Origin of the sequence: Kribbella sp. NPDC004536 (genome assembly GCF_042873835.1) — a bacterium.
In the GTDB taxonomy this organism is placed as follows: domain Bacteria; phylum Actinomycetota; class Actinomycetes; order Propionibacteriales; family Kribbellaceae; genus Kribbella.
Map to the genome: position 1 here is coordinate 351,133 of NZ_JBIALY010000003.1, position 25,106 is coordinate 376,238.

At 68.7% G+C, this 25,106-nt stretch carries 25 protein-coding genes; 13 read left to right on the forward strand and 12 right to left on the reverse strand.

The window, feature by feature from the left end; translation table 11 throughout:
• Positions 1-12: 12 nt before the first annotated feature.
• Positions 13-609, forward strand: a complete 597-nt coding sequence (locus ACFYRU_RS26855; protein ID WP_387663340.1) for a hypothetical protein — start codon at positions 13-15, stop codon at positions 607-609.
• On the opposite strand, the gene ACFYRU_RS26860 is transcribed toward ACFYRU_RS26855, so the two are convergent.
• From ACFYRU_RS26860 to deoC, 4 genes are read right to left on the reverse strand one after another with little or no spacing between them, the layout of a single operon-like run.
• Positions 603-1,616, reverse strand: a complete 1,014-nt coding sequence (locus tag ACFYRU_RS26860) for a S66 peptidase family protein (RefSeq protein ID WP_387663341.1) — start codon at positions 1,614-1,616, stop codon at positions 603-605. The genes ACFYRU_RS26855 and ACFYRU_RS26860 overlap by 7 nt on opposite strands.
• On the reverse strand, positions 1,617-2,462 hold the full coding sequence (locus tag ACFYRU_RS26865) for an aldehyde dehydrogenase family protein (protein ID WP_387663342.1): 846 nt from the start codon (positions 2,460-2,462) through the stop codon (positions 1,617-1,619).
• 19 nt (positions 2,463-2,481) lie between these two features.
• Positions 2,482-3,918 carry an aldehyde dehydrogenase family protein gene (locus ACFYRU_RS26870; protein WP_387663343.1) on the reverse strand — a complete coding sequence of 479 codons (1,437 nt, stop codon included), beginning with the start codon at positions 3,916-3,918 and terminating at the stop codon, positions 2,482-2,484.
• Between the two features lie 5 nt (positions 3,919-3,923).
• Positions 3,924-4,880 (reverse strand): deoxyribose-phosphate aldolase, encoded by a 957-nt coding sequence (deoC, locus tag ACFYRU_RS26875; protein ID WP_387663344.1) that lies wholly within the window; start codon positions 4,878-4,880, stop codon positions 3,924-3,926.
• A gap of 58 nt (positions 4,881-4,938) precedes the next feature.
• On the opposite strand from deoC, the gene ACFYRU_RS26880 reads away from it, so the two are divergent.
• From ACFYRU_RS26880 to ACFYRU_RS26895, 4 genes are all read left to right on the forward strand, one after another.
• Positions 4,939-5,499, forward strand: coding sequence for a PH domain-containing protein (locus ACFYRU_RS26880; RefSeq protein WP_387663345.1), 561 nt, complete (start codon positions 4,939-4,941; stop codon positions 5,497-5,499).
• A gap of 26 nt (positions 5,500-5,525) precedes the next feature.
• A complete protein-coding gene (locus tag ACFYRU_RS26885; protein ID WP_387663346.1) occupies positions 5,526-6,422 on the forward strand; it encodes an alpha/beta hydrolase in 897 nt (298 codons plus the stop codon).
• A 136-nt stretch (positions 6,423-6,558) separates the two neighbouring features.
• Positions 6,559-7,509: a neutral zinc metallopeptidase gene (locus ACFYRU_RS26890; RefSeq protein WP_387663347.1), complete on the forward strand. Its 951-nt coding sequence runs from the start codon at positions 6,559-6,561 to the stop codon at positions 7,507-7,509.
• A 158-nt stretch (positions 7,510-7,667) separates the two neighbouring features.
• On the forward strand, positions 7,668-8,117 hold the full coding sequence (locus ACFYRU_RS26895; protein ID WP_387663348.1) for a hypothetical protein: 450 nt from the start codon (positions 7,668-7,670) through the stop codon (positions 8,115-8,117).
• A 29-nt stretch (positions 8,118-8,146) separates the two neighbouring features.
• Here the strand turns inward: ACFYRU_RS26895 and ACFYRU_RS26900 are convergent, their stop codons facing one another.
• Positions 8,147-9,778, reverse strand: coding sequence for a phospho-sugar mutase (locus ACFYRU_RS26900; protein ID WP_387663349.1), 1,632 nt, complete (start codon positions 9,776-9,778; stop codon positions 8,147-8,149).
• Between the two features lie 9 nt (positions 9,779-9,787).
• Entirely contained in the window at positions 9,788-10,249 is a 462-nt protein-coding gene (locus ACFYRU_RS26905; RefSeq protein WP_387663350.1) for a gamma-glutamylcyclotransferase, read from the reverse strand.
• 31 nt (positions 10,250-10,280) lie between these two features.
• Here ACFYRU_RS26905 and ACFYRU_RS26910 point away from each other — a divergent pair, with 31 nt between their 5' ends.
• From ACFYRU_RS26910 to ACFYRU_RS26925, 4 genes are all read left to right on the forward strand, one after another.
• Positions 10,281-11,660: an NAD(P)H-quinone dehydrogenase gene (locus ACFYRU_RS26910; RefSeq protein WP_387663351.1), complete on the forward strand. Its 1,380-nt coding sequence runs from the start codon at positions 10,281-10,283 to the stop codon at positions 11,658-11,660.
• Positions 11,661-11,731: 71 nt separating this feature from the next.
• The gene (locus ACFYRU_RS26915; protein ID WP_387663352.1) at positions 11,732-12,073 is read left to right on the forward strand and encodes an ArsR/SmtB family transcription factor; all 342 of its coding nucleotides are present in this window, start codon (positions 11,732-11,734) and stop codon (positions 12,071-12,073) included.
• A complete protein-coding gene (locus ACFYRU_RS26920) occupies positions 12,073-12,537 on the forward strand; it encodes an SRPBCC family protein (RefSeq protein WP_387663353.1) in 465 nt (154 codons plus the stop codon). Before ACFYRU_RS26915 ends, ACFYRU_RS26920 begins: the two co-directional genes overlap by 1 nt.
• Complete coding sequence (locus tag ACFYRU_RS26925) at positions 12,537-13,157, forward strand: dihydrofolate reductase family protein (RefSeq protein WP_387663354.1); 621 nt, start codon at positions 12,537-12,539, stop codon at positions 13,155-13,157. The genes ACFYRU_RS26920 and ACFYRU_RS26925 overlap by 1 nt, the downstream gene beginning before the upstream one ends.
• Before the next feature lie 3 nt (positions 13,158-13,160).
• Here the strand turns inward: ACFYRU_RS26925 and ACFYRU_RS26930 are convergent, their stop codons facing one another.
• Positions 13,161-14,066: a hypothetical protein gene (locus ACFYRU_RS26930; protein ID WP_387663355.1), complete on the reverse strand. Its 906-nt coding sequence runs from the start codon at positions 14,064-14,066 to the stop codon at positions 13,161-13,163.
• A gap of 299 nt (positions 14,067-14,365) precedes the next feature.
• Here ACFYRU_RS26930 and ACFYRU_RS26935 point away from each other — a divergent pair, with 299 nt between their 5' ends.
• The gene (locus tag ACFYRU_RS26935) at positions 14,366-14,866 is read left to right on the forward strand and encodes a hypothetical protein (RefSeq protein WP_387663356.1); all 501 of its coding nucleotides are present in this window, start codon (positions 14,366-14,368) and stop codon (positions 14,864-14,866) included.
• Positions 14,867-14,884: 18 nt separating this feature from the next.
• Here ACFYRU_RS26935 and ACFYRU_RS26940 read toward each other — a convergent pair whose 3' ends face one another.
• A complete protein-coding gene (locus ACFYRU_RS26940; protein ID WP_387663357.1) occupies positions 14,885-15,712 on the reverse strand; it encodes a hypothetical protein in 828 nt (275 codons plus the stop codon).
• Between the two features lie 161 nt (positions 15,713-15,873).
• On the opposite strand from ACFYRU_RS26940, the gene ACFYRU_RS26945 reads away from it, so the two are divergent.
• From ACFYRU_RS26945 to ACFYRU_RS26955, 3 genes are all read left to right on the forward strand, one after another.
• Entirely contained in the window at positions 15,874-17,244 is a 1,371-nt protein-coding gene (locus tag ACFYRU_RS26945; RefSeq protein WP_387663358.1) for an N-acetylmuramoyl-L-alanine amidase, read from the forward strand.
• Complete coding sequence (locus tag ACFYRU_RS26950) at positions 17,241-18,455, forward strand: SpoIID/LytB domain-containing protein (protein ID WP_387663359.1); 1,215 nt, start codon at positions 17,241-17,243, stop codon at positions 18,453-18,455. Before ACFYRU_RS26945 ends, ACFYRU_RS26950 begins: the two co-directional genes overlap by 4 nt.
• A 74-nt stretch (positions 18,456-18,529) precedes the next feature.
• Positions 18,530-19,699, forward strand: a complete 1,170-nt coding sequence (locus ACFYRU_RS26955; protein WP_387663360.1) for a glycoside hydrolase family 76 protein — start codon at positions 18,530-18,532, stop codon at positions 19,697-19,699.
• Here the strand turns inward: ACFYRU_RS26955 and ACFYRU_RS26960 are convergent.
• The 4 genes from ACFYRU_RS26960 to ACFYRU_RS26975 form a co-directional block, all read right to left on the reverse strand.
• Entirely contained in the window at positions 19,696-20,541 is an 846-nt protein-coding gene (locus tag ACFYRU_RS26960; protein WP_387663361.1) for a peptidylprolyl isomerase, read from the reverse strand. The genes ACFYRU_RS26955 and ACFYRU_RS26960 overlap by 4 nt on opposite strands.
• Positions 20,542-20,554: 13 nt before the next feature.
• The gene (locus ACFYRU_RS26965; RefSeq protein ID WP_387663362.1) at positions 20,555-22,474 is read right to left on the reverse strand and encodes a hypothetical protein; all 1,920 of its coding nucleotides are present in this window, start codon (positions 22,472-22,474) and stop codon (positions 20,555-20,557) included.
• A 323-nt stretch (positions 22,475-22,797) separates the two neighbouring features.
• Positions 22,798-24,573, reverse strand: coding sequence for an acetyl/propionyl/methylcrotonyl-CoA carboxylase subunit alpha (locus tag ACFYRU_RS26970; RefSeq protein ID WP_387663363.1), 1,776 nt, complete (start codon positions 24,571-24,573; stop codon positions 22,798-22,800).
• 64 nt (positions 24,574-24,637) lie between these two features.
• A complete protein-coding gene (locus ACFYRU_RS26975; protein ID WP_387663364.1) occupies positions 24,638-25,072 on the reverse strand; it encodes an Lrp/AsnC family transcriptional regulator in 435 nt (144 codons plus the stop codon).
• Positions 25,073-25,106: the final 34 nt, after the last annotated feature.

Consider the following 25,106-nt stretch of genomic DNA (forward strand, 5'->3'; position numbering starts at 1 on the left):
TAGAGTAGTCATATGGCTACTTACCGCAGTCTTGTGGTGGTTCTCGCCTTACTTGCCCCCGCCGATCAGCCCCAAGCTGCCTACTCCTGCCGAGCCGACACCAAGTTCGGCAAGCACACGGTCTCGCTCCACCAGGGAGTCGACGCCCAGGCACCCGCCACGGTCCATGCCAACACCCGCTTCACCATCGCCGTCCACTCCCAGCAGGGCACCCTCCCCACCGAGATCAAAGGCTTCAAACTCCAGGAAGTCCGCGACCTCACCCTCCGCGTCCCCGTCCCCGCGAACGCTGCCTACATAAGCTCGCAACTGACCGGCGGCTCAGGCCTCAACTCCACCCCATCTGTGCAGTTGGAGGGAAACACCGCGGTCCTCAAGGTCCCCGGCCCGATCCCCGGCGGCGCCACCTTCCAACTCCCGACCCTCAGCGTCCGCCTCAAGTCAGGCCGCCGCGGCACCACGATCGAAACCAAACTCAAAGGCACCAGCTACGACGACCCCGGCCTCACCCTGCGAGCCAAGATCAAGTGGAAGTTCATCAGCACGACCGCCCCGGTCGCCTGCTACCCCGACCCGAACCCGGCGCTCACCACGACCAAGGTTCAGTAGGTAACAGTGATCCGCGAAGCGGCCGGGTCGACCCGGACCTGGCCGCCGTACGGCAGGGTCAGCATCGGATCGGTGTGGCCGATGTCGAGGCCCTTCACCAGCACGGCATCGGGGTTGTACTCCGTCAGCGCCCGGTCGACCGCGATGTACTGATCGGCGACGTACGCCACCGACTGTTCCGGCGTCAGCTCCTGGAACAGCGACCGCGACTTCGGCCGTGCCCACAGCACGGCGTCGAAGCGTTCGAGCAGGCCGCGTTCGCCCATGTTCCGCAGGATCCGGTAGACCGTCTCCGCGGACGGCATCTCCTCGCTGGTCTCGCAGAACAGGACGCCGCCGTACGACTCGGTCGGCTGCATCCAGCGGTTCGCGGACAACTGGAAGTCGAGGATCTCCAGGCAACCACCCCAGAGCTTCCCGGTCACGGTCCGCGTGCCGCTCCAGGTCCAGCCGGTGCCGGGGAACAGCTCCGGCTCGGTCTCCAGGTTGGCCGGTACGTTCCAGTCGTGGTCGATGTCGGTCCACCCGGTGGCCGGCGTCAGCTCGAAGTCGCCGCCGGTGAACATTGCCGCACGCAACGACCGCTCGGTGTCCGGGTGCATCGCGCCGCCCCGCCCGAACTGCACCATCACGCTGCCGCCGTAGAACCCCGGCAACCCCAACGACCAAAGGAAGTTGAGCAGGTTGGTGTTGTCGCTGTACCCGAAGAACGGCTTCGGGTCCGCCTGGAACACCGCCGGGTCGAGATGCTTCAGTACGGTGATCTGGTCGTCGCCGCCGATCGTCGCGAACACCGCGCGGATCGACGGATCCGACCAGGCCGCGTGCAGATCTGCGGCCCGCTCTTCCGGCGTCGCGCCGAACCTGCGGGTCGTCGGGTACTCGACCGGGACCAGCTCGAAGTCCTCCCGGAGCCGCTGCAGGCCGAGCTCGTACGGACCGGGGAAGATCGCGGGCAGCCCGCGGGACGGCGAGACGATCGCGACCCGGTCACCTGGCTTCAGCACTCAGACTCCGATCGGGTGCCACACGGTCTTGAGCTCGAGGTACTGCGTGAGCCGCGACAGGCCCTGGTCCGCGGACCAGTCCTCCTCGCCGGGACGCCGGACCCGCTTGAGGTTGTCGGCCGCCGCAATCTCCAACTGGGTCGCCTCGTCGGCAGACGAGATCCCGCACAGGTCGATCGCGTTCACGTCCTGGTGCGACGCGAGCCACGGCCCGATCTCGGACGCGGAACCGGTGAGGATGTTGACCACGCCACCCGGTAGGTCGGACGTCGCCATCACCTCGCCCAGCGTCACGGCCGGCAACGGGCGCTCGAACGACGAGACCGCCACGACCGTGTTGCCGGACACGATCGCGGGCGCGATCACGCTGGTCAGACCGAGCAGCGACGAGTCCTGCGGGGCGAGTACCGCGACCACACCGGTTGCCTCAGGCAACGAGAAGTCGAAGTACGGGCCGGCCACCGGGTTCGAGGAGCCGACCACCTGGGCGAGCTTGTCGGCCCAGCCGGCGTACCAGACCCAGCGGTCGATCGACTCGTCCACGACCGCGCGGGCCTTGGAGATCGACAGGCCCTCACCGGCGGCGACCTCGGCGCTGAACTGCTGGTGCCGGCCCTCCATCACCTCGGCGATCCGGTACAGCACCTGGCCGCGGTTGTACGCCGTCCGCGCGTGCCAGCCGGCGAACGCCTTGCGGGCCGCGACCACCGCGTCCCGGGCGTCCTTGCGGGAGGCCTGGGACGCGTTCGCGAGGAACTTGCCCTTGGCGTTGTTCACCACGTACGACCGGCCGGACTCGCTGCGCGGGAACGCGCCGCCGACGTACAGCTTGTAGGTCTTTCGCACTTCCAGCCTAGGGGTCTCTTTAGTGGGCAAGGTAGGCCTCCAGACCGTGGCGACCGCCCTCGCGGCCGTAGCCCGACTCCTTGTAACCGCCGAACGGCGACGTGGGGTCGAAGCGGTTGAACGTGTTCGCCCAGACGACGCCGGCGCGCAGCTGGTTCGCCATCCAGAGGATCCGGGAACCCTTCTCGGTCCAGATGCCGGCCGACAGCCCGAACGGGGTGTTGTTCGCCTTCTCGACCGCCTCGGCGGGGGTGCGGAACGTCAGCACCGACAGCACCGGGCCGAAGATCTCCTCGCGGGCGATCCGGTGCGCCTGGGACACCCCGGTGAAGACGGTCGGGGGGAACCAGTATCCCTGCGTGGGCAGCTCGCACTCCGGCGACCAGCGCTCGGCGCCTTCGTCCTCGCCGATCTGCGAGAGCTCGCGGATCTTCGCCAGCTGGGCCGGCGAGTTGATCGCGCCGATGTCGGTGTTCTTGTCCAGCGGGTCGCCGACCCGCAGCGTCTCCATCCGGCGCTTCAGCCGGCCGAGGACCTCGTCGTACACGCTCTCCTGGACCAGCAGCCGCGAACCGGCGCAGCAGACGTGGCCCTGGTTGAAGAAGATGCCGTTGACGATGCCCTCGATGGTCTGGTCGAGCGCCGCGTCCTCGAAGACGATGTTCGCCGCCTTGCCCCCTAGCTCCAGGGTCACCGCCTTCTCGGTCCCCGCAATCGCCTTCGCGATTGCCCGGCCGACGGCAGTCGAGCCGGTGAAGGCGATCTTGTCGACATCAGGGTGCTCGACCAGCGCCTGACCGGTACGGCCCGCGCCGGTGACGATGTTGACGACGCCCGGCGGCAGATCCGCCTGCTGGCAGATCTCCGCGAACGCCAGCGCCGTCAGCGGAGTCGTCTCGGCCGGCTTCAGGACGACAGTGTTGCCCGCGGCAAGCGCCGGAGCGATCTTCCAGGCCAGCATCAGCATCGGGAAGTTCCACGGGATCACCTGGCCCGCGACGCCCCACGGCTGCGGGTCGTCACCGACACCGGCGTACTCGAGCTTGTCGGCCCAGCCCGCGTAGTAGAAGAAGTGCGCTGCCACCAACGGGATGTCGACGTCGCGGGACTCGCGGATCGGCTTGCCGTTGTCGAGCGACTCCAGCACCGCGAGCTCCCGCGAGCGCTCCTGGATCAGCCGGGCGATCCGGAACAGGTACTTCGCCCGGTCGCGACCCGCCATCGGGCCCCAGACCTTCTCGAACGCCTTCCGCGCGGCGCGTACGGCCTTGTCGACGTCGGCAGGTCCGGCCTCACTGACCTCGGCCAACACCTCTTCGGAGGAAGGGCTCACGGTCTTGAACGGCTTGCCGTCGGTGGCATCGGTGAACTGCCCGTTGACGAACAGGCCGTACGACGACTTGATGTCGACGATCGCGCGCGACTCCGGCGCGGGTGCGTACTCGAATCTGCTCATGCCTGTCAGTCCAAGGTGAAGTAGTCGGGGCCCGGGTAGTGCCCGGTGGCCAGCTTGGTGCGTTGCATCAGCAGGTCGTTCAGCAGGCTGGAGGCGCCGAAGCGGAACAGCTCGGGGTCCAGCCAGTCCGGGCCGGCCGTCTCGTTGACGGTGACCAGGTACTTGATCGCGTCCTTCGCGGTCCGGATCCCGCCGGCCGGCTTGACGCCGATGTGCAGCCCGGTCGCCTCGTGGTAGTCGCGGACCGCCTCCAGCATCACCAGCGTGACCGGCAGCGTCGCCGCCGGGGACACCTTGCCGGTGGAGGTCTTGATGAAGTCCGCGCCGGCCAGCATCGCCAGCCAGGACGCCCGCCGGACGTTGTCGTAGGTGACCAGCTCGCCAGTCTCCAGGATCACCTTGAGATGTGCGTCACCCGCGGCCTCGCGGATCGCGGCGATCTCGTCGAAGACCATCGCGTACCGCCCGGACAGGAACGCGCCGCGGTCGATCACCATGTCGACCTCGTCGGCACCCGAAGCGACCGCGTCCTTGGTGTCCTGGATCTTGATCGCCAGGCTGGAACGCCCGCTGGGGAAGGCGGTTGCGACACTCGCCACGTTGATCCCGGAGCCCTGCAGCTCGCGCTTCGCGGTGGCGACCAGGTCCGGGTACACACAGACCGCGGCGACCTGCGGCGCGGTCGGGTCGGCCGGGTCGGGCCGTTTCGCCTTCGCACACAGGGCCCGCACCTTGCCCGGGGTGTCCTGGCCCTCCAGCGTGGTGAGGTCGATCATCGAGATGGCCAGATCCAGCGCGTACTGCTTCGCGGTGGTCTTGATCGACCGGGTGCTCAACGTGGCGGCGCGGGCCTCCGCGCCGACCTGGTCGACGCCCGGCAGCCCGAGCAGGAACCGGCGCAGCCGGTCCTCCGAGGAAGTCACGTCGGCCAGGGTGTCGACGCCGCTGTCGAGTGTGGTCACGCACGGCAGTCTAGTGCGGATTCTAGTGTGGGTAGCGCGCGCCGGTTACGTTGTGCTGGTGAAGTCGAATTCGCCCGAGAGCGAGCACTACCTGTCCGCGTCGAACCGGATCACCGGGACCATCGTCCTGGTGATCGGGGCGCTCGGCCTGCTCGACGTGATCCTGGAGTGGCGGACCGCCACCGGATTGCTGGTCGGCAGCATCATCGCGATCTTCATGGTGCTGGCGTACGTCGGCCTGATCCGCCCTTCGGTCACGCTCAGTCCCGAGGACCTGCTGATCCGCAACCACCTGCGCGACCACCGGATCCCGTGGTCGAAGGTGACCGGCGCGGACGTCGCCGACCTGCTCCGGGTGCACACCGACGCGAACCGGTTCCGGGCGTCCGGCGTCCAGTTGGTGATGCGCGATCTGCGCAAGCAACGGGTCGGCGGCCGGAAGCTCGCCGCGGACAGTTCGATCTCGAAGGCCGACATCGTGGTCGGCCGGATCGAGAACCACATGGCGCAGTTCGCCGGGACATCCAAGGGCGACGTGGTCAGCGAGTGGGCACGGCCGGAGCTGATCGTGCTCGGCGTACTCGCCCTGATCGCTGTGGTCGCCGCGTTCCTCCGCTGACCCGGTGACGGCGTCATGCTGAGGCCGTGCTGACCCGGCGTACGTTCGTCCGGACCGGTGTCGCGGCGGCGATCACCGGTGTGGTCGCAGTGACGGCTCTCGAGAGCGGCGCGATCCCCGGCCGAGGGCGGTTCCACGACCTGCTCGGGGTCACCGGCCCGGACGGCGTCGTGCCCGACGTACCGGCCGGTCCGGTCGTGTCCGGGACGTTCGCGTCGCGCGGCCGCGGTACCGACGTCGGCTACAGCGTGATCTATCCCGACGGGTACGCCGCGACCGCCAGGATGCCGGTCGTCCTCGCGCTGCACGGTCGTGGGGGCGACCATCGCTCGGCGGTGAATGACCTGGGCATGGACCGGTTCCTGACCTCGGCGGTCCGGAACGGTACGCCGCCGTTCGCGGTCGCGACTGTCGACGGCGGCCAGGACAGCTACTGGCACCGCCGGGCCGACGGCAACGATCCCGGCTTCATGCTCGCGCAGGAGTTCCTGCCGCTACTTGCTGCCCGCGGCCTGAACACGAGCAGGTACGGCGTGTTCGGCTGGTCGATGGGCGGGTACGGCGCCCTGCTCCAGGTCGCCCTGCTGTACTGGCAGCGCCGGGTCGCGCCGTCTGTTCGCGCGGTCGCCGTCGGCGCGCTCAGCCCGGCGCTGTGGCACCGGTACGCCGACGCGCAGCCGGGCGCGTTCGACGACGAGGCGGACTTCGAACGCAGCCAGGTGTTCGGCCGCCGGGTCGGTTTCGAGGATGTTGCCGTCCGCATCGACTGCGGCCGGGACGACCCGTTCGCGGCTGCGGCCCAGGACCTGCGGGCCGAACTGCACGCGGCCGGCGGGCAGCAGGCCGGGCTGCATACCGGCGGGTACTGGCGGCGTATGCTCCCCGACCAGTTGCGGTTCCTGGGAACGAAACTCGCGCACTGAGTTTCGATCTGAGTGGAATCTCAGCGGAACTGTGGCGTGAATCGCTGCGTCTGACCCCCTGTCCGAGCCCAGGTGAACCCCTGTGCACCTCAGGATTGGTCCGACAGGTCCCTAAGACACATCGAGAGTGGAGCTCATGGTCAACCTCTCCCGTACCACCCTGCGTGGCTTCGCAGCGGTCGGTGCCCTGGCCGGTTTCGCGGCCATGGCGCTGCCGAACGCGCAGGCCGCGCAGACCTCCAGCACCAGCACGACGGCAGCGGCCGTCACCCCGCAGGGCCCGATCGACGGCACCTCGAAGCCGATGAGCCCGCCGCCGGCCGGTGACCTGGTGAGCACGAAGGCGTCGTCGCCGACGACCATCGTGCGCTACAACCGCATTTACAAGACCGGGGCGATCACCCCGTCGAAGTGCAAGGAGGTGAACGTCTCGCTGCGCACGGTCGCCGGCGTCGAGGCGTACGTCTCCCAGCTCGACCGCTGCATCTACGCTGCCTGGGCGCTGCCGCTCAAGCAGGCCGGTGCGGCCTACAAGGTGGCCCCGAAGCTCATCTTCACCACCTCGTCGCGGGTCAACTCGGCCTGTGGCCTGGACACCTCGGGCCGCGCGTTCCAGTGCGCCGCCGGCGGGAAGTCGTACATCTACTTCCCGGTCAGCCCGGTGATCAGCTACTGGAAGCAGAACCCGACCTGGGCCCGTGCGTACGCGTCGTTCACGATCGCGCACGAGTACGGTCACCACGTCCAGTGGCTGACCGGCATCATCAACGCCTCCTGGCAGCGTCAGTACGCGTTCAGCACCTACGCCGCGCAGATGGAGGAGAGCCGTCGCCGCGAGCTGCAGGCGTCCTGCTTCGGTACGGCCGTCCTCGGTGCGAACAAGCGGTACTACCCGTGGAGCGGCGGTCTGATGACGCAGCTCAACAACGTCGTCACCAACAGCGGCGACCAGCCGGGCTACCCGCGTGACCACGGCTCGATGAAGAACCACGCGTTCTGGTCGACCAAGGGCTTCAACGCGAAGCACAGCTACACCATCGCCGGCAACTGCAACACCTTCAACGCGTCGTCGGCGTACGTCTCCTGACGCAGTTCGTAACTCGGCCGCCCGGTACGCGTTGGCGTACCGGGCGGCTGTTGCGTTTTGGCGACACCTGCACGAACTGCGACCATGCAGTTACTTGTTCCGGGTGCGGACGCCCTACAGTTCTGAGGTCGATCGTCGAACGGCAGGAGTCAACGACAGTGAACTACGACGAGTTCAACACCGAGTACGCGAAGGTGCTGGACAAGATCAAGAGTGGCCGGTCCACCTGGTCGGAGCTGTCCGGGCACGTCACCCGGCTGCGCCAGGCGACCGCGGGCATCACCGTGCCGGTGGAGCGCACCCAGGTCGACCACGACCTCGCGGCGCTCAGCCAGATGGTGGACATGTCCCGTCGTACCAACGACAAGGAAGACGTCTGGACGGTCACGTCCGACGCGATCCGCAAGGCCAGCAGCCAGGAGGGTACGGTCGCCGACCGGATCGCCCGGATCGAAGGCGCCATCAACGACATCGCGGCGCTGGCGAACCGGAACCCGGACGAGCGGGACGCGCTGATGCAGTCCACCAGCACGCTCCGCATCCTGCACTCGTCGCTGCAGAGCTCGCTGCACGCCGAGGAAGCCGAAGCGGCCGCAGCAGCCCGCTGACCTCTCGGAGCCACCCGCCAAGTGCTCCGCTAGATACCTGCCGCGGCAGCCAGGTCGGTCTTGATGGCTGCCAACGCATCCGCTGCCTGGGTGCGGGCGCCGGCGACGTCGGTCGTCACCGGCACCACCACCTCCAGGTAGCACTTCAGCTTCGGCTCGGTCCCCGACGGGCGCACGACCACGCGTGCGCCGTCGGACAGGGTGTAGCGCAGCCCGTCGGTCGGCGGCAGCGACTCCGAGCCCTGGCTCAGGTCGTCGATCCGCTCGACGGCGTACGCACCCAGCGTCTTCGGCGGGGTCGCCCGCAGCCGTTCCATCGCCTTGCCGATCAGCGACAGGTCCTCGACCCGCGCCGACAACTGGTCGGTCGCGTGCAGGCCGTGCTTGACCGCCAGATCGTCCAGCAGGTCCGCCAGCGTCCGGCCCGCCGCCTTCGCCTGCGCCGCCAGTTGCAGTACTCGGACCAGCGTTGACACGCCGTCCTTGTCCTTCACCGCCGCCGGGTCCACGCAGTACCCGAGCGCCTCCTCGTACCCGAAGACCAGGTCGGGCACGCGTCCGATCCACTTGAAGCCGGTCAGCGTCTCGACGTACTCCACGCCGTACGAAGCCGCGATCTTGCCGAGCAACGACGACGACACGATCGAGCAGGCGGCAACACCTTGAGACCCTGGGAGCAGGAACTCACCTAGGAGGCTGCCCAGCTCGTCGCCTCGGAGCATGCGCCAGCCACCGGAGGCGGCGGCGTCCGGGATCGCGACCGCGCAGCGGTCGGCGTCCGGGTCGTTCGCGACGGCGATGTCCGCGTTCATCGACCGGGCCAGCTCGAGCGCCGCGTCGATCGCGCCGGGCTCCTCCGGGTTCGGGAACGAGACGGTCGGGAAGTCCGGGTCCGGGTCGGCCTGGGACGCGACCACCTGCGGTACGGCGAACCCGGCGCGGGCGACGGCCGCCTCGACCAGGGTCCGCCCGACGCCGTGCAGCGGGGTGTACGCGACGTTCAGCTCCCGCGGCGCGTCGGCCGGTACGAGTTCGGCGATCCGGTCCAGGTACGCCTTCAGCAGGTCGTCCCCGGCGGTCTGCCAGTCGTCCCCGCGCGGTACCTCGGCCAGCGGACCGACCGCGGCGATCGCGGCCGCGATCTCGGCGTCCGCGGGCGGCACGATCTGCGAGCCGTCGCCCAGGTACACCTTGTAGCCGTTGTCCTGCGGCGGGTTGTGCGACGCGGTCACGACCACGCCGGCCACCGCGTGCAGGTGCCGGATCCCGAACGCGACGACCGGAGTCGGAGTCGGGCGGTCCAGCAGTACGGCGTCCAGGCCGGCGCCGCGGATCACCGCTGCCGTGTCCTGGGCGAACACGTCCGACTTGTGCCGGGCGTCGTACCCGATCAGCACCGGGCCGTCGGTCAGGCCCTTCGCCTTCAGGTACGCCGCGAGCCCGGCGGCGGCGCGGATCACGACCACGCGGTTCATCCGGTTCGGCCCGGCGCCGACGGCGCCGCGCAACCCCGCCGTACCGAACTCCAGCGTGCCGTCGAACCGGTCGGCCAGCTCGGCGGTGTCGCCCGCGTCCAGAAGCCGGGTCAGCTCGGCGCGGGTGTCGGGGTCGGGGTCCTCGCTCAGCCAGGCTTCGGCGGCGGCCTTCAGATCATCGCTCACATGCGAACTCTAATGACCCGACGACTGACATGGCCTGGACCGGATGTCCGCCACGTAGTCGTCCGGTGCGCCGGCGGCCTCCGCGGCCTCGGCGAGGATGCCCAGGTAGCGGGCGGAGGGCAGGCCGCCCTCGTAGGCGTTCAGCACGTACATCCAGGCCAGTTGCTCGCCGTCCAGGGTCTGCACCCGGACCTGGATCTTGCTGTAGACGTCCTGGTCGATCCACTCCCACTCGTCCAGCCGCTCGACGTCCTTGGGGTGTACGTCGTACAGCGCGACGAAGACCTGGTTGGCCGGATCGGACGGGTCCTCGACCACGGTGGCCATCGAACCCTCCCAGCCGAGCTCCTCGCCGCCGAAGGTGAGGCGCCAGCCGGCGATCCACCCGGTCCCGCGCAGCGGCGAGTACGGGCACCGCTCGGCCATCAGGTTCGGGTCCAGATTCGACGCAAACGCGGCGTACAGGGTCACGGAAACAGAGGATACGGAACAATGGCCTCTCGTGGCGCGAGTTGTGATCATCGGAGGCGGTCCAGGCGGGTACGAAGCGGCCAGTGCGGCCGCCCAGCTCGGTGGGGAGGTGACGGTTGTCGATTCCGACGGGATCGGCGGATCCGCGGTGCTCACCGACTGTGTTCCGAGCAAAACCCTGATCGCCACCGCCGAGGTGATGACCGAGGTGGAGGAGGCCGGCGAACTCGGGGTCCGCCTCGACGACGGCGACGACGATCCGGCGAACTCCGTGCGTGTCGATCTCTCCGTCGTCAACAAACGGGTGAAGGCGCTGGCCGCCGCCCAGTCCTCCGGGATCAGCCGCCGGCTGGACCGGGACAACGTACGGGTGATCAAGGGCCGCGGCCGGCTGGACGGCCCGGAGACCGTGGTGGTCGGCGACGAGCGGCTGGACGCCGACGTGGTCCTGATCGCTACCGGGGCAAGGCCTCGCATCCTGACCGGCTCGGAACCGGACGGCGAGCGGATCCTCACCTGGGAGCAGGTCTACGAACTCGAGGAGCTGCCGGAGCGGCTGATCGTGGTCGGGTCGGGTGTGACCGGCGCCGAGTTCGCCAGCGCGTACGACGCACTCGGGAGTGATGTCGTACTCGTCTCGTCCCGGGACCGGGTGCTGCCGGGCGAGGACGCCGACGCGGCGGCGGTACTGGAGGACGTGTTCAAGCGGCGCGGGCTGACCGTACTGAGCAAGTCCCGGGCCGAGTCGGTGCAGCGGTCGGGCGACGGCGTCGTGGTGACGCTGACCGACGGGCGCAAGGTCGAGGGTTCGCACGCGCTGCTCGCGGTCGGGTCGCTGCCGAACACCGACGACATGAACCTTGTCGAGTCGGGCGTGTCGCTGACCGACGGCGGGTTCGTGCAGGTGGACCGGGTGTCCCGGACGACCGCTCGCGGGGTCTACGCGGCCGGCGACTGCACCGGCGTCCTCATGCTCGCCTCGGTCGCCGCCATGCAGGGCCGGATCGCGATGGCGCACGCGCTCGGCGACGCCGTCACACCGTTGGACCAGTCAACGGTCTCGGCGAACGTCTTCACCGCCCCGGAGATCGCCACCGTCGGCCTGTCCCAGGCGGTGGTGGACGCCGGCGGCAGTACGGCGCTCGTCGTCAAGGTGCCGCTCGCCGACAACGCCCGCGCCAAGATGCAGGGCGTCCGGGACGGTTTCGTGAAGCTCTTCTGCCTGCCGAACACCGGCATCGTGGTCGGTGGCGTGGTCGTCGCTCCGCGCGCCAGCGAACTCATCCACCCGATCTCGCTGGCGGTCGGCGCGCGCCTGACCGTCGACCAGGTCGCACAGTCCTTCACCGTCTACCCCTCGATCTCCGGCTCGGTCGCCGAGGCCGCCCGCCGCCTCCACCTCCGCAACTAGAACAACAGGCGGGCTGCCCCGCCTGTTATGTTCGCCTTGACGTATGCCGATATAGGCATATGATCGTGGTCATGGCCAGGGCAGCGACGACGTCGGACGTGTTCAATGCGATCGCCGAGCCGCAGCGGCGGGACATCCTGATGCTGCTGCGGGCGGGGGAGCGGCCGGTCGGCGAGGTCGCCCGGGAGCTGGCGATCAGCCAGCCGGGCGCGTCCAAGCACCTGCGGGTGCTGCGCGAGGTCGGGCTGGTCCGGGACCGCCAGGCCGGCAAGCAACGGCTGTACGGGCTCGACGCGCGGGGGCTGCGGCCGGTGCACGAGTGGACCGGCGGGTTCGAGCGGTTCTGGAACGAGAGCTTCGACCGCCTGGACGCGTACGTCCAGGACCTCAAGCAGGAAAGGCAGGAGGACTGATGGACACGACGACCGCCGACCGCGAGATCGTCATCTCCCGGATCATCGACGCCGCACCGGAGCTGGTGTTCGAGGCGTTCACGGAGGTCCGGCACCTGTCCAGGTGGTGGGGACCGGCCGGGTTCACGACGACCACGCGGTCGTTCGAGTTCCGCGTCGGTGGCGAGTGGGACTTCCTGCTGCACGGACCGGACGGTACGGACTACTCCGAATGGATCACCTGGACCGAGATCTCCGCCGCGGAGCGGATCGCGCTGCGGCACGGTGAGTTCCGCGACGACCCGAACGCCTTCGAGTCGGTGCTGACGTTCGAGCCCGACGGCGCGGCGACCCGGATCGAGATGCGCACCGTGTTCCCCAGCAAGCAAGTCCGCGACGAGGCGATCGAGAAGTATCACGCGATCGAGGGCGGCCGGCAGACGCTGGCGAACCTCGCCGCATACGTCACCGGAAAGGAAAGCTGATGGCAGGAAAAGTGTTCTTCAGCGTCTCGATGTCGCTCGACGGATACATTGCACCCGGCTCGCTCGGCGAGCTGATGGGCAAGCAGTGGATGGAACTGCAGCGCTGGGTCTTCCCACTGAAGTTCTTCCGGCAGAACCTCAAGCTCGGCGAGGGCGGCGAAGAGGGCCGCAACAACGACATCGCGCGCGAGACGTTCGAGCGCACCGGCGCGAGCGTCATGGGCAAGCGGATGTTCGACGCCGGCGAGCGGATGTGGCCGGAGGAAGCGCCGTTCCACACCGAGGTGTACGTGGTGACGCACCAGAAGCGGGATCCGTGGGAACGCCCAGGGGGTACTGTCTTCCATTTCGTCACCGACGGCATCGACGTCGCGCTCGAGCAGGCCCGCGACGCCGCCGGCGATCGCGACGTGCGGATCGCCGGCGGTGGTACGACGATCCTCGAGTACCTGAACGCCGGACTGATCGACGAGTTCTCGATCGCGCTCTCACCCGTGCTGTTCGGGTCGGGCGTACGCCTGTTCGAGGGCGTGGACGCGTCCCGCGTGGCACTGGAACAGGTCCACGCGGAACACGCGCCGAACGTCACCCACCTGACGTACGCCGTCCACAAGCGCTAGGTGCTACTCGCCGTACAGTGGCGGGACCTGGTACGTGGTGTGCAGGTAGTAGACCGGGTCCTTGTACGTACCGGGGATCTTTCCGAGGCCCTTGATCGCCGACGCGCCGTGGCTGACCGCGTACAGGTACGCCGAACCGGTGTCCTTGTCGACCGCGGCGAGCAGCGTGCTCTGGGTGCCGCAGCGTTCGGCGACGAGGCTCTCGAAGGTCTGCCACGTCGACGCGGCGATCTTCTTCACGACCGGCTTCTGCGCCGGGTTCTTCGGGATGTGGATCGTGTAGAGCGCGCCCCCGCGGGTGTTGGCGAGGAACGTGTCGTACGTCTTGGTCTCACTGATCAGCGCCATCGTCTTCACGGCGGAGAAGCCCGAGTAGTGGTACACGTCGTCGTACGGGAAGTCGGCCTCCCAGTGGTGGTCGAAGCGGTACAGCGTGCCGTCCGACCGGAGGCGGTACGTCTTCAGGTCGGCGCTGGTCGACAGGTACGACGTCTGCTCCTCGTACGTGTAGCCCTGGTAGTTCTTGCCGGAGTTGCTGAAGCCGGTGACAGCCTTGCCGTTCTTGTCGGTGCCGTACCAGGCGTTGTAGAGGTTGGTGTTCAGCATCACCTCGCCGGACGTGTACTGCCCGGACGCCGTCTTGGTGCCGAGGCTCCAGGTGGTGCTCAGCTTGGTGATGCCGGGCGTGAACATGTGGACGCCGGTGCTCTGTTTGGCGGTCACCGGCGAGCCGGCGGTGATCTTCGAGTCGCCGATGTCGCCGCCGGCGGTGATGGATCCGAGGGTCATGGTGCAGGCCGCGGTGGCGGCTGCGGGGGCCGCCGTGGCGGGGGTGATCGCGGGAGTGATGGCGAGCGCGCCGAGCAGTACGGCGGAGGCCGCGACCGCGGAGCTTCTGGTCAGGCTCATGTCGAACCAGGGTCCTTTCCGGAATGAGGTGTCGATCAACTCGATACCGTCGGCCCCGGAAAAGTTACCGCGGGTATCTCCCGCAACTTTGCTGGTCTGTACCGCATCGTGGAGATTGTGAAGACCCTGAGACGAACCTCCGCTGCCACCGCGTCCGCCGTACTCCTCGGCGCCTGTTCACGGCCGGGATCGCGAAGGCGGCGTCGACCTGGACGACGGCACTCGACGTACCGGCCGGCTCGACCACGACCGGTCTCGTCGTACTGAACGACTCGCTCTACTCGGCGTACTACTCCGACATGTCCGGCGTCCCTCCCGGCTCGACGGTGACGAAGAGCGCGCGGTACGGCCTCGACGGCGCACCTGGTTACCTGCACCGCTGGGTGCCGGACTCGAAGGGCGTCTGGCACGGTGAGACCGCGACCGGCTTCTCCTCGGTGAAGACGATGGCGCTGATCAGCGAGACGCAGACCTACGACACGTTCCTGGCGAACACCCGGGGCGGTGCGCTGTACACGATCCGGATCCCGCGCACCTCGCCGCTGAAGCCGATCGTGAAGAAGGTGCGGACCTCGACCTGGCAGACGTTCGAGTCGCTGGTCGTGGAGAAGTGCGGTGCGCAGAGCAGCTTGCTGACCGCGATCGACAAGGACACCGGCTCGGCGTACCTGTACGCCGTTGGCCATGCCAACGGTACGTCGACGGTGATCAGGGGACTGGGCAAGGTTCCGGGGACCTTCAAGGACCCGGTCTACTCGCTGGGCACCCCCGAAGGACAGCCGCCGCTGTTCGGCGAGTGACGTACTAGCAGGCTTGGTCTAGAAGTCCCCACCGAAGTCGCCGCCGCTGTCGAACGGGTTGTAGTCGCTCCCGCCGTCACCGCCGCCGTCTCCGTAGTCCCCGTTGTCACCACCGTTGTCGCCGCCGTCGGCCATCCCGTCCTGGTAGCCCGCGGCGTAGTCGCCGTACCCGCCGCCGGCGAACATGCCGCCGAGGGCCGTACCGATGAACATGCCGGTCAGCACCCCGCCGACGCCGCCGAACAGACCCTGCGCGTACGGCGAGTAGGCCGGGCCGGCCTCCCAGTACGGAACGCGCTGCGGGCCGACCATGACCTTGCGGACGTCCGGCTCGGCGCCGGCCCGGACCCGCTCGGCGTCGGCCGCGCAGGCCGGCACCTCACGCGGCGCGCCGTTCGGCGGCGACCACATGACGTCGACGACCGAGGGACCGTGCTGCGGGTTGAAGAAGCAGGCCGGCCGGCGCTGCGGCAGCGGCTGGCCGTTGACCCGGGCCTTCACGCAGGCCGCGGCGTACCGCCCGTCCTCGAGGATCTCGACGACGTGCTTGATCTGGTCGGCCTGGGTGACCTGGCCGACGGCCTGCTTGGCGGACTCGTACGAGTCCAGCGCCCGCTGGTAGTCCTGCCGTGCACCGTCGCCGAGGTCCTTGCCGACCATCTCCAGGTCGAGGTCCTGCAGCTCCTCGCCGAACCGGGTGATGTCCTCGTCGGCGGTCCGCTTGACCGCCTCGAGCTCGGCCGCGCTGATCTCGTGCTGCTTCTTGTTCTGCAGCTGGGTGCGACGGTAGGAGTTGTACGCCAGCACCGCGATCACCACGACGGCGATGATCAGGATGTATTCCATGACGGGCCTCTCTCGGGGGTCCTTTGGGTAGAGCCTATCCAATCCCGCAAACGCCGACCCGCCACGCAGGGTGACGCAATGCCGGGAAAGCGGTCACCCGCGGCGCACAATGGAGACGCGCCCCGCCCAGCGCCTGTCCGACTCCCGCCGGAAGGCTGTTCATGGGCATCACCGCGCGACTGCTCCCGCTCGTGCTGACCGCGACCGGACTCGTACCGCAAGCGGTGACCGACGACCCGTCCTACCAGGAGATTCCGCTCGACGGGGTGACCGTCCAAGCGCATACCAAACCGTATGGCATGGTCGGCGTGACCTGGCCCGAAGGTGTGCGGAACGTCACCGCCAAGGTCCGGGTCGAGCAGAATGGAAAGTGGACCGATTGGCAATCGTTATCGGTCGAGGATGACCACGGGCCCGATCCATTGGCGCCCGAAGGAATTGAGCGGGCCGGCACCGAACCATTGTGGGTCGGGAATGCGACCGGAATTCAGGCCAGTGCGGTCACCGCGGCCGGTACGACGGTTTCCGGCGCGAAGGTGGTGCTGATCCAGCCCGGCGTGCTGGCGTCCGACGCGGACGATCCCGGCTCGGTGGGTCCGGAGTCGAGCGCGTCGCCGTACCCGATGCCGTTGATGGTGAGCCGGCGGCGCTGGGGTGCCGACGAGCGGCTGCGGGCGTACAACGGCGCGGACTGCGTGCGGCCGCGGTACACGACGACGGTGCTCGGGGCGTTCGTGCACCACACCGCCGATCGCAACGACTACACGCGGACGCAGGTGCCGGCGATGGTGCGGGCGATCTACGCGTACCACGTGAAGAGCCGCGGCTGGTGCGACCTGGGGTACAACTTCCTCGTCGACCGGTTCGGCCGGATCTTCGAGGGCCGCGCCGGGGGTGCGCAGCTGCCGGTGCTCGGCGCGCACACCGCGTCGTACAACGCGAATTCGTTCGGCGTCGCGGTGATCGGGAACTTCGACCAGGTGGCGCCGCCGCCGGCGATGCTGGAGTCGACCGCCCGGGTACTGGCCTGGAAACTGGACGCCAACTACCGGTCGCCCTCGGCAACGATCCGGCTGGACGGCAAGAGTCTGTACACGGTCTCCGGGCATCGCGACACGAAGGCGACCGACTGTCCGGGCACCCAGTTGTACGACAAACTCGGGTGGCTGCGGCAACGGGTGAACGCCTTGATGGGCGGGAGTTTCTCGACGCCGATCTACCGGTACGCCCGGAAGCTCGGTTTCCGCAACATCGGCCAGCCGTTCTGGGGCGAGCATCCGACCCGGACCGGCCGGGCGACGTACTTCGCGACCGTCGACGTCTTCTACTCCGTTGCCACCGGCCCGCATTCCACCGCCGGCGCGTTCCGGACGAGGTACCGGCGGCTCGGCGCGGGGAGTGCGCGGCTCGGGTTGCCGATCACCGACGCGTACCAGGTGCACGGCGGGGCGCGGCAGAAGTTCCAGCGGGGCTGGCTGGTCTGGGACCGCCGCGCCCGGCAGGTTCAGGTCGTCTACGGGAGGGAACTATGAGAAAACGTGTGATCGCGGCGGTGGTGCTGTCGTCGACAGTGGTGAGTACGACCGCACACGCCCGCGAGATCACACCGGCCGCGGCGCTGCCGGACACGGCGATCACCGGGCGCGGGTTCGGGCACGGCCGGGGACTGTCGCAGTACGGGGCTCAAGGTGCCGCGCTGGCAGGGAAGTCGGTCAAGCAGATCCTGGACTTCTACTACCCCGGTACGACCACCGGGAAGGCGACCGGCAGCATCCGGGTCCGGATCAGCGCGGACACGACCGACGGGGTCCGGGTCGCCGCGGTGAACGGGCTGGCGGTCCGGTCGATGGCTACCGGCAAGGTGTACACGTTGCCGAAGGCATCGACCATCAACCAGTGGTCGATCGATCCGAACGGCGAGCACGGCACCGAGCTCAACTCGTACAACGCGACCACCAAGAAGTGGACGCTGTACAAGACGTTCACGGGGATGGCGCAGTTCGAGGGCGCCGCCGTGATCGGGTTGATCCTGCCGAGCGGCGCCGTCCGCCGGTACCGCGGTGTGCTGCGGGCGATCGACGTCGACGGCGCGCACCTCGACACCGTCAATGTCCTTCCGCTCGAGTACTACCTGCGTGGCGTCGTGCCGCGGGAGGCGGTGACGAGCTGGCGACCGGCCGCCCTGCAGGCGCAGGCCGTTGCCGCGCGCACCTATTCGGTCTTCCACCGGAACCGGGCGACGGCGCGGGCGTACGACCTGTGCGACACGACGTCGTGTCAGGTGTACGGCGGGTACGACGACGAGGAGACGTCGACGAACAACGCGATCGCGGCCACCGCGGGGCAGATCCGGCTGTACAACGGCAAGCCGATCATCGCGGAGTTCTCGTCGTCGAACGGCGGCGCCACGGCAGCCGGCGACGCGCCGTACCAGCTGACCAAAGTGGACGGCTGGGACGCGTACCCGCGCAACGGGAACCCGAACGTGACCTGGAAGGTGACCCGGACGGCTGCCGAGCTGCAGGCGGTGTTCCAGGTCGGCACGATCCGGTACGTCCGGGTGCTGAAGCGGACCGGTGTCGGCCCGGGCGGCGGGCGGGCGCTCACGGTGCAGGCCGTCGGGTCGCGCGGGTCGCGGGTGCTGACCGCCGACCAGGTCCGGATCCGGCTGCACCTGCGCTCGTCCTGGATCAGCTTCCCGGCGGTCCGATCACTTGATATGCCAAGTTTGCCTGTTCGCTGAGCCATTGACGTAGCTGTGCTGCGGCGGTTAGAACGTGACATCGATGTCAACCACCGCCCAGGAGGAGCAGGTCGATGCGCAGAAAGCTTGGTATATCAACACGTCTGGCCGCCGGAGTTCTCGCGGTCGCGGTCCTCGGAGGCCTGAACATGTCCACGGCCGGCGCCGAGGGCATGGCTGGGGCCGATCCCACCGCGGCAGCTCGGGCGCGGGCGTCGTACGACGCCATCAACAAGTACTTCGACGCCGGCCGCGGACTGCTGCTCGAGGAGTACCCGAACACGCAGTCCAACGCGTACTCGTACGTCTGGCCGTACTCGCAGGCGGCGATCGCGGCCGAGGACCTGGCCGGCGTTCCGGGCGCGGGCCGGGCCGGTTCCGCGGAGGCGGACCGGCGGATCGCGGCATACGAGTTCTACTGGAACTCGGGGACCACGCCGACCGGCTACGACTCGTACGTCCGACCGCCGAACGGGCAGGGCGGCGACAAGTTCTACGACGACAACGAGTGGATCGGCCTGAACCTGATCCAGCGGTACAGGCGGACTGGTGACCGCGCTGCGCTGGCCCGGGCCAAGGACATCTTCGCGCTCGTCGTGCACGGCTGGGACACCGATCCGTCGCACTCGTGCGCCGGTGGGGTGTACTGGACCCAGGCGCCGTGGAGCCAGGACCGCAACACGGTGTCGAACGGCCCGGGCGCCGAGCTCGGCGCACACCTGTACCTGCTCACCCGGGACAAGTCGTACCTGACCTGGGCGCAGAAGATGTACCAGTGGGCGCAGACCTGCATGCTCGCGCCGAACGGCCTGTACTGGGACCACATCGACCTGGCCGGCAACGTCGAGAAGACGCAGTGGAGCTACAACCAGGGCGTGATGCTCGGCGCCGGAGTGTTGTTGTTCAAGGCAACCGGTGACGCGCGCTACCTGCGCGACGCGAAGTCGGTCGCGGACGCGTCGCTGGCGTTCTACAACACCCCGGAGATGCTCGCCAAACAGGGCGCGGCGTTCAACTCGATCTGGTTCAAGAACCTGCTGATCCTGGACTCGGTCAGCCCCGACCCGCGGTACCGCAAGGCGATGCAGTCCTACGCCGACTACAACTGGACCACAACCCGCGACCCAGCCACAAACCTCTACAAGTTCGGCACCGGCTCAGTAGAACTCCTACAGCAGTCAGGCATAACCCAAATCCACGCCCTACTAGCCTGGCCCCGCTCCCACTACGGCCTCCTTGCTTAGGCTGCTGCTGTTGCCGTCTTGATGTCTACCGGAGTGATCGGCGTCCCGTCCTGGGGGCTCTGTTGGGGCGTGACGCCGGCCTCCGCGACCTTGTCGATCAGCTTCAGGCTCGGCTCGTCGATCGTGCCGAACGCCGTGTACTGCGCACTCAACCCAGAGGCATCCCCGTACACGATGAAGAACTGACTCCCGTTCGTGTTCGCCCCGGAATTGGCCATCGCGAGAATGCCGCGCCCGTACTTCAACGTCGGGTAAACCTCGTCCGCAAACGTGTACCCCGGACCACCGGACCCGCTGCCGGTCGGATCGCCGCACTGCAGCACCTGCAGACCCTCACCAACGGTCAGCCGATGACACTTGGTGTTGTCGAAGTACTTCTGGCCCACCAAGCTGAGGAAGTTCTTCACCGCACACGGCGCAACCGAGCTGTCCAAGGTGAGCTGCAGGTCACCGATCGACGTGTCCAGGCTGACCTTCGACGTACCGGACGCCTTGGTCTTGCCGTCGGCCGGCGGATTCACCTTCTTCGCGGCCGGCTCGGCGCTCTTCTTGTACGTACAGTTCACCTCGGCCGCGAGCGGCTTCGGGCGCTTCGGCGCTGGGAAGATCGCGGTCGGGATGCTCGACGGCTTGTTCTCGGGCGCCACCGACGGCGTCGCCGCCGGTTTGTCGTCACTGCCTCCGAAGACCACGAACGCGCCGACCACGACCACGACCACCGTCACGACCGACGCCACGGTGACCGCGAGGTTCCGCCGCTGCCGATGCCGTTCCGCCTCGCGCTCGGCCTGCCGCCTCGCCTTACGGGCCGCCAGCTGCTGCTGGTGGGTCTTCTTGGACATGCAGTAACCCTCCTCAACCGGATGTCTGGACGGAACCTACAGCTTCAACCTGAGAACTGTCTGTCAATCCGGCCGTCGCGCCCAGATCCGCCAGGACGATCACCCGGTCGGCAGCCGTCAGGGTCAGCGGTACGTCCCGCGCCGGGTTGAGCACGACGCCGTACCCCGGCGGCCGGTGGAACGCGCTGGCGACCCGGTATCCGATCGCGGTCTCGCCCCGCCGGCGCGCGGCCTCGGCGAGCGTCGCAAAGTTCGCCGGCGCACCGGGAACCAGGTAGTCGGCGGCCGGCTTCAGGTAGATCTCGGCGCCTTCCGGCCCGAGCAGCTCGGCGAACACGTCGGCCAGGTGCCGGTTCTCGCTCAGCTGCGTCAGCAGCAGGCTGATCAGCTTCTCACTCACCACGAAGTCGTCGGCCTCGGTGACCTGCGCGATCTCCCGGTTCGCGTCGTCGTTGATCTCGCTGACGATCGAGTACGGCGCGTTCAGCCGCTGCTCGAGGTCGCGGATGTGCAGCAGCGTCAGCAGCGTACGGGCGTCGGCCTGCTGCTCGTCGAGGTCGTCCGCGGCCAGGATGATCACGTGCTGGTAGCTGCTGACGTCCAGCGACTCCAGCGCGGCACGGTTCGTCGGGTCGCAGTGCGTCGTACCGATCGTCAGGTTCTCGTACTCGCCGGGTGCGGCCTCGTCCAGGCCGGCGATCTGCAGGTGCGAGCCGGGCGTCGCGAAGTCGTCGAGCAGGTCGAGGATCTTCGCGGCGCGCTTGTTCCAGCCGATCATCAAGGTCCGCGCGGGGCAGGGCGCCGGTTGCGCCGCGTCCGCGATCGCGTCCTCGAGGATCTGCGCGGGGATCGTCGAGCGGCGTACGAGGGCGTCGTCCTCGGCGAGTACGACCAGCTGGTCGTCGTTGCCGAGCAGCACGTCGGCGGCCGGGTTGAGCGAGATGCGGCCGTCGCCGTACCGGATGCCGACCGCGACGCCGCGATCGAACGTACGGCTGACGTCGCCGAACGTCTGCCCGGTCGCTTGCACCTCGGCGCGCAGGTAGAACTCGTTGCCGCTGAACGCGAGCAGCTCCGTGCACACCGCGGACAGCCCGGACTGGCGGTGCGCCTGCACGATCAGCCGGACGGCGAGATCGTCCGCGCCGATCAGCTGCGCCCGCGGCCCGCCCGCGAGCTGCGCCGCCGCGAGGTTGTCGGAATCGCGCAGCGCGGCGACCACGTGCGGGCCGTCGGTGTTGCGGGCCCGGTCGCCGAGCGCGAGCAGGACCTTGATCACCTGGATGTCCGCGTCCTCGGTCGCGGGTGGCAGCACCATCACCGAGCGCGCCGCGGACAGGTTCACGAGGTCGAGGTCGGCCGGGCGGAGCGGGTTGCCCGTACGGCAGACGACCACGGTCCTGCCGAGATCGCCGACGCGGGCGCGGAGCTCGTCCTCCATCTCCACCTTGTCCTTGTCGGCGAGGATCGCGACGCAGGCGCGGCGCTGGCTCTGGTTCGCCTGGACGAGTTCGGAGACGACCGTGAAGACCTGCTCGGACCAGCCCAGTACGACGGTGTGCCCGCGCTCGACCACCCGCGACCGGCCCTTGCGTAGGTCCTCGATCTTCGCGTTCAGGCCGTTCGTCATCACACCGATGAACGCGCTCACGACGAAGATCCCGCCGATCGTGATCAGCAACATCAGGAACAGGAACAACGGACTCCCGGTGTCACCGCCGATCGTGCCCGCGTCGATCGCCCGCATCAACGTCATCCAGAACACTTCCGGCCAGCCACCGTGCTGTACGACGTCCTTCGGCACCAGCCAGATCACCAGCAGTGAAACCACCAGCACCAGACCGGTCGAGGCAAACCCCAACCACCCGATCAACGCCGGCGTACCCCGCGACATCGTGCTGTCGAACCAGTACCGGGCCCGCTCCCGCCACATACCCCGCTCCTCACTCCCAACCCAACCAGCGCACTATGCCACGCCCACCCTGAAAACAGACACCACTCCACGGCTGGAAACGTCACCGCCGCGCGGCGGCTGCCTGTTGCCGCCTTCGGCGGGTGTGCGCCGACCACTACCGAGCGCGGGTCCCGGCGCGAGGTCGGGTACTACGTGGTGCGGGGCGGAGGTGGTGGCGCGGGTGCGGAGGTGTCGCTCAACCGGCGGCTGAGCCGCGGCGGGCAGGACGCCGAGCGCACGATCAAGGAGTACGCCGCCGCCGACGACACGTTCGAGTTCGGTTCTGGACGGGCTCCAGGACGTCAGTCCTTGATTTCGCAGATGGTGGCGCCGGCTGAGACGGTGGCGCCGACCTCGGCGCTGAGGCCGGTGACTGTGCCGGACTTGTGCGCGTTCAGCGGCTGCTCCATCTTCATCGCCTCGAGGACCACGATCAGGTCGCCCTCGGCAACGGTCGCGCCCTCCTCGACGGCGATCTTCACGATCGTGCCCTGCATCGGCGACGTCAGCGAATCGCCCGACGCGGCCGCGCCCTTGGATCCACCGGCCCGCCGCGACGGCTTCTTCTTCGCGGCACCACCGGCGGGAGCCGCTGCGACCGCGCCGAGCCCGCCGGGCAGTACGACCTCGAGCCGTTTCCCGCCGACCTCGACGGTGACCCGGGAGCGCTCGTCGTCGAGCGGAGCCTCGGCCGTCGGGCCTTCGTACGGCGTGAGCTGGTTGTCGTACTCGGTCTCGATCCACCGGGTGTGCACCTTGAACCCGTCCGTCCCGACGAACGCCGGGTCGGACACCACCGAGGCGTGGAACGGGATCACCGTCGGCATGCCCTCGACGACGAACTCGCGCAGCGCGCGCCGCGACCGTTCCAGCGCCTGCGTCCGGTCCCGACCGGTGACGATCAGCTTCGCGACCAGCGAGTCGTACGCACCCGGCACGGTCTCGCCCTGGTCGTACCCGCTGTCCAGCCGTACGCCGGGACCCGACGGCGCATGCCAGCGCAGCAAGGTTCCGGGCGCCGGGAGGAACCCGCGGCCGCCGTCCTCGGCGTTGATCCGGAACTCGATCGAGTGCCCGGAGACCTTCGGGTCCTCGTACCCGAGCTCTTCACCGTTGGCGATCCGGAACATCTCCCGGACCAGGTCCAGCCCGGTGACCTCCTCGGAGACCGGGTGCTCGACCTGCAGCCGGGTGTTCACCTCGAGGAACGAGATCAGCCCGTCCTGCCCGACCAGGAACTCGCACGTCCCGGCGCCGACGTACCCGGCCTCGCGCAGGATCTTCTTCGACGAGGAGTACAGGATGTCGAGCTGCTCGGCGGACAGGAACGGCGCCGGCGCCTCCTCGACGAGCTTCTGGTACCGGCGCTGCAGCGAGCAGTCCCGTGTCGACACCACCACAACGTTGCCGTGGGCATCGGCCAGGCACTGGGTCTCGACGTGCCGCGGCTGGTCCAGGTACCGCTCGACGAAGCACTCGCCGCGCCCGAACGCGCTGACCGCCTCGCGGGTGGCCGACTCGAACAGCTCCGGGATCTCCTCCATGGTCCGCGCGACCTTCATCCCGCGACCACCACCGCCGTACGCCGCCTTGATCGCGATCGGCAGCCCGTACTGCTCCGCGAACGCGACCACTTCGGCCGCGTCCGCGACCGGGTCCGGCGTACCGGGAACCTGTGGCGCGCCGACCTTCTCCGCGATGTGCCGGGCCTTGACCTTGTCGCCGAGCGAGTCGATCGCCGACGGCGGCGGGCCGATCCAGATCAGCCCGGCGTCGAGCACCGCCTGCGCGAACTCGGCGTTCTCGGCCAGGAACCCGTAGCCCGGGTGGACGGCGTCCGCGCCGGAGCGGGCCGCGGCGTCCAGGATCTTGGCGATGTTCAGGTAGGAGTCGGCCGGTGTCGCCCCGTCCAGGGCGTAGGCCTCGTCGGCGAGCCGGACGAACAGCGCGTCCCGGTCCTGGTCGGCGTACACGGCGACACTGCCGAGCCCCGCGTCGGCGGCGGCCCGGACGACCCGGACGGCGATCTCGCCCCGGTTCGCGACCAGCACCTTGGTGATCTGCTTGCTGTCGGACACAGCTGACTCCCTTCGGCTGGCCCGAGTCTAGGGTCAAGCGGCCGCCGAAGGAGCAGGGTGTTGCTCACACCACGCTGGGTCGTTTCTCGAAGAACGTCTCCAGCACGACGACTGTCTGCGTACTGGTCACGCTGTCCACCTGGTGGAGCGCGCGCAACGTTGCCTGCAGGTCCTCGGTGGTCGCCGTCCGGACCTTCACCAGCACCGAGGCCGGCCCGGCGATGATGTGCGCCTCCTCGACCGCCGGGATCTTCCGCAGCGCTGTCAGCGTCGGCTCGTCGCCCATCCACGCACCGGATTCCAGGAGCACGAACGCCAGCACCCCGAGCCCTACCGCACCCGGATCCACGTCAACAGTCGTCCGGCGGATCACCCCGGCTGCCTTCAGTTTCCGGACCCGCTCGTGCGCGGAACCGGCGGACAGGCCGACCGCTTCGCCGAGTGCCGCGTACGACTGGCCGGCGTCCTCCTGCAGTGCGGCAATCAGCCGACGGTCCACATCATCTATGGTTACCTGGCTCACAAACCGAACC

What these genes read in the sequence shown, in the direction of transcription:
- ACFYRU_RS26920 (WP_387663353.1), top strand. Translation starts at nt 12,073, where the DNA reads ATGGACACGACGACCGCCGACCGCGAGATCGTCATCTCCCGGATCATC.
- ACFYRU_RS26960 (WP_387663361.1), bottom strand. Translation starts at nt 20,541, where the DNA reads ATGTCCAAGAAGACCCACCAGCAGCAGCTGGCGGCCCGTAAGGCGAGG.
- ACFYRU_RS26890 (WP_387663347.1), top strand. Translation starts at nt 6,559, where the DNA reads ATGGTCAACCTCTCCCGTACCACCCTGCGTGGCTTCGCAGCGGTCGGT.
- ACFYRU_RS26950 (WP_387663359.1), top strand. Translation starts at nt 17,241, where the DNA reads ATGAGAAAACGTGTGATCGCGGCGGTGGTGCTGTCGTCGACAGTGGTG.
- ACFYRU_RS26945 (WP_387663358.1), top strand. Translation starts at nt 15,874, where the DNA reads ATGGGCATCACCGCGCGACTGCTCCCGCTCGTGCTGACCGCGACCGGA.
- ACFYRU_RS26925 (WP_387663354.1), top strand. Translation starts at nt 12,537, where the DNA reads ATGGCAGGAAAAGTGTTCTTCAGCGTCTCGATGTCGCTCGACGGATAC.
- ACFYRU_RS26915 (WP_387663352.1), top strand. Translation starts at nt 11,732, where the DNA reads ATGGCCAGGGCAGCGACGACGTCGGACGTGTTCAATGCGATCGCCGAG.
- ACFYRU_RS26855 (WP_387663340.1), top strand. Translation starts at nt 13, where the DNA reads ATGGCTACTTACCGCAGTCTTGTGGTGGTTCTCGCCTTACTTGCCCCC.
- ACFYRU_RS26965 (WP_387663362.1), bottom strand. Translation starts at nt 22,474, where the DNA reads ATGTGGCGGGAGCGGGCCCGGTACTGGTTCGACAGCACGATGTCGCGG.
- ACFYRU_RS26930 (WP_387663355.1), bottom strand. Translation starts at nt 14,066, where the DNA reads ATGAGCCTGACCAGAAGCTCCGCGGTCGCGGCCTCCGCCGTACTGCTC.
- ACFYRU_RS26935 (WP_387663356.1), top strand. Translation starts at nt 14,366, where the DNA reads ATGTCCGGCGTCCCTCCCGGCTCGACGGTGACGAAGAGCGCGCGGTAC.
- ACFYRU_RS26870 (WP_387663343.1), bottom strand. Translation starts at nt 3,918, where the DNA reads ATGAGCAGATTCGAGTACGCACCCGCGCCGGAGTCGCGCGCGATCGTC.
- ACFYRU_RS26955 (WP_387663360.1), top strand. Translation starts at nt 18,530, where the DNA reads ATGCGCAGAAAGCTTGGTATATCAACACGTCTGGCCGCCGGAGTTCTC.
- ACFYRU_RS26940 (WP_387663357.1), bottom strand. Translation starts at nt 15,712, where the DNA reads ATGGAATACATCCTGATCATCGCCGTCGTGGTGATCGCGGTGCTGGCG.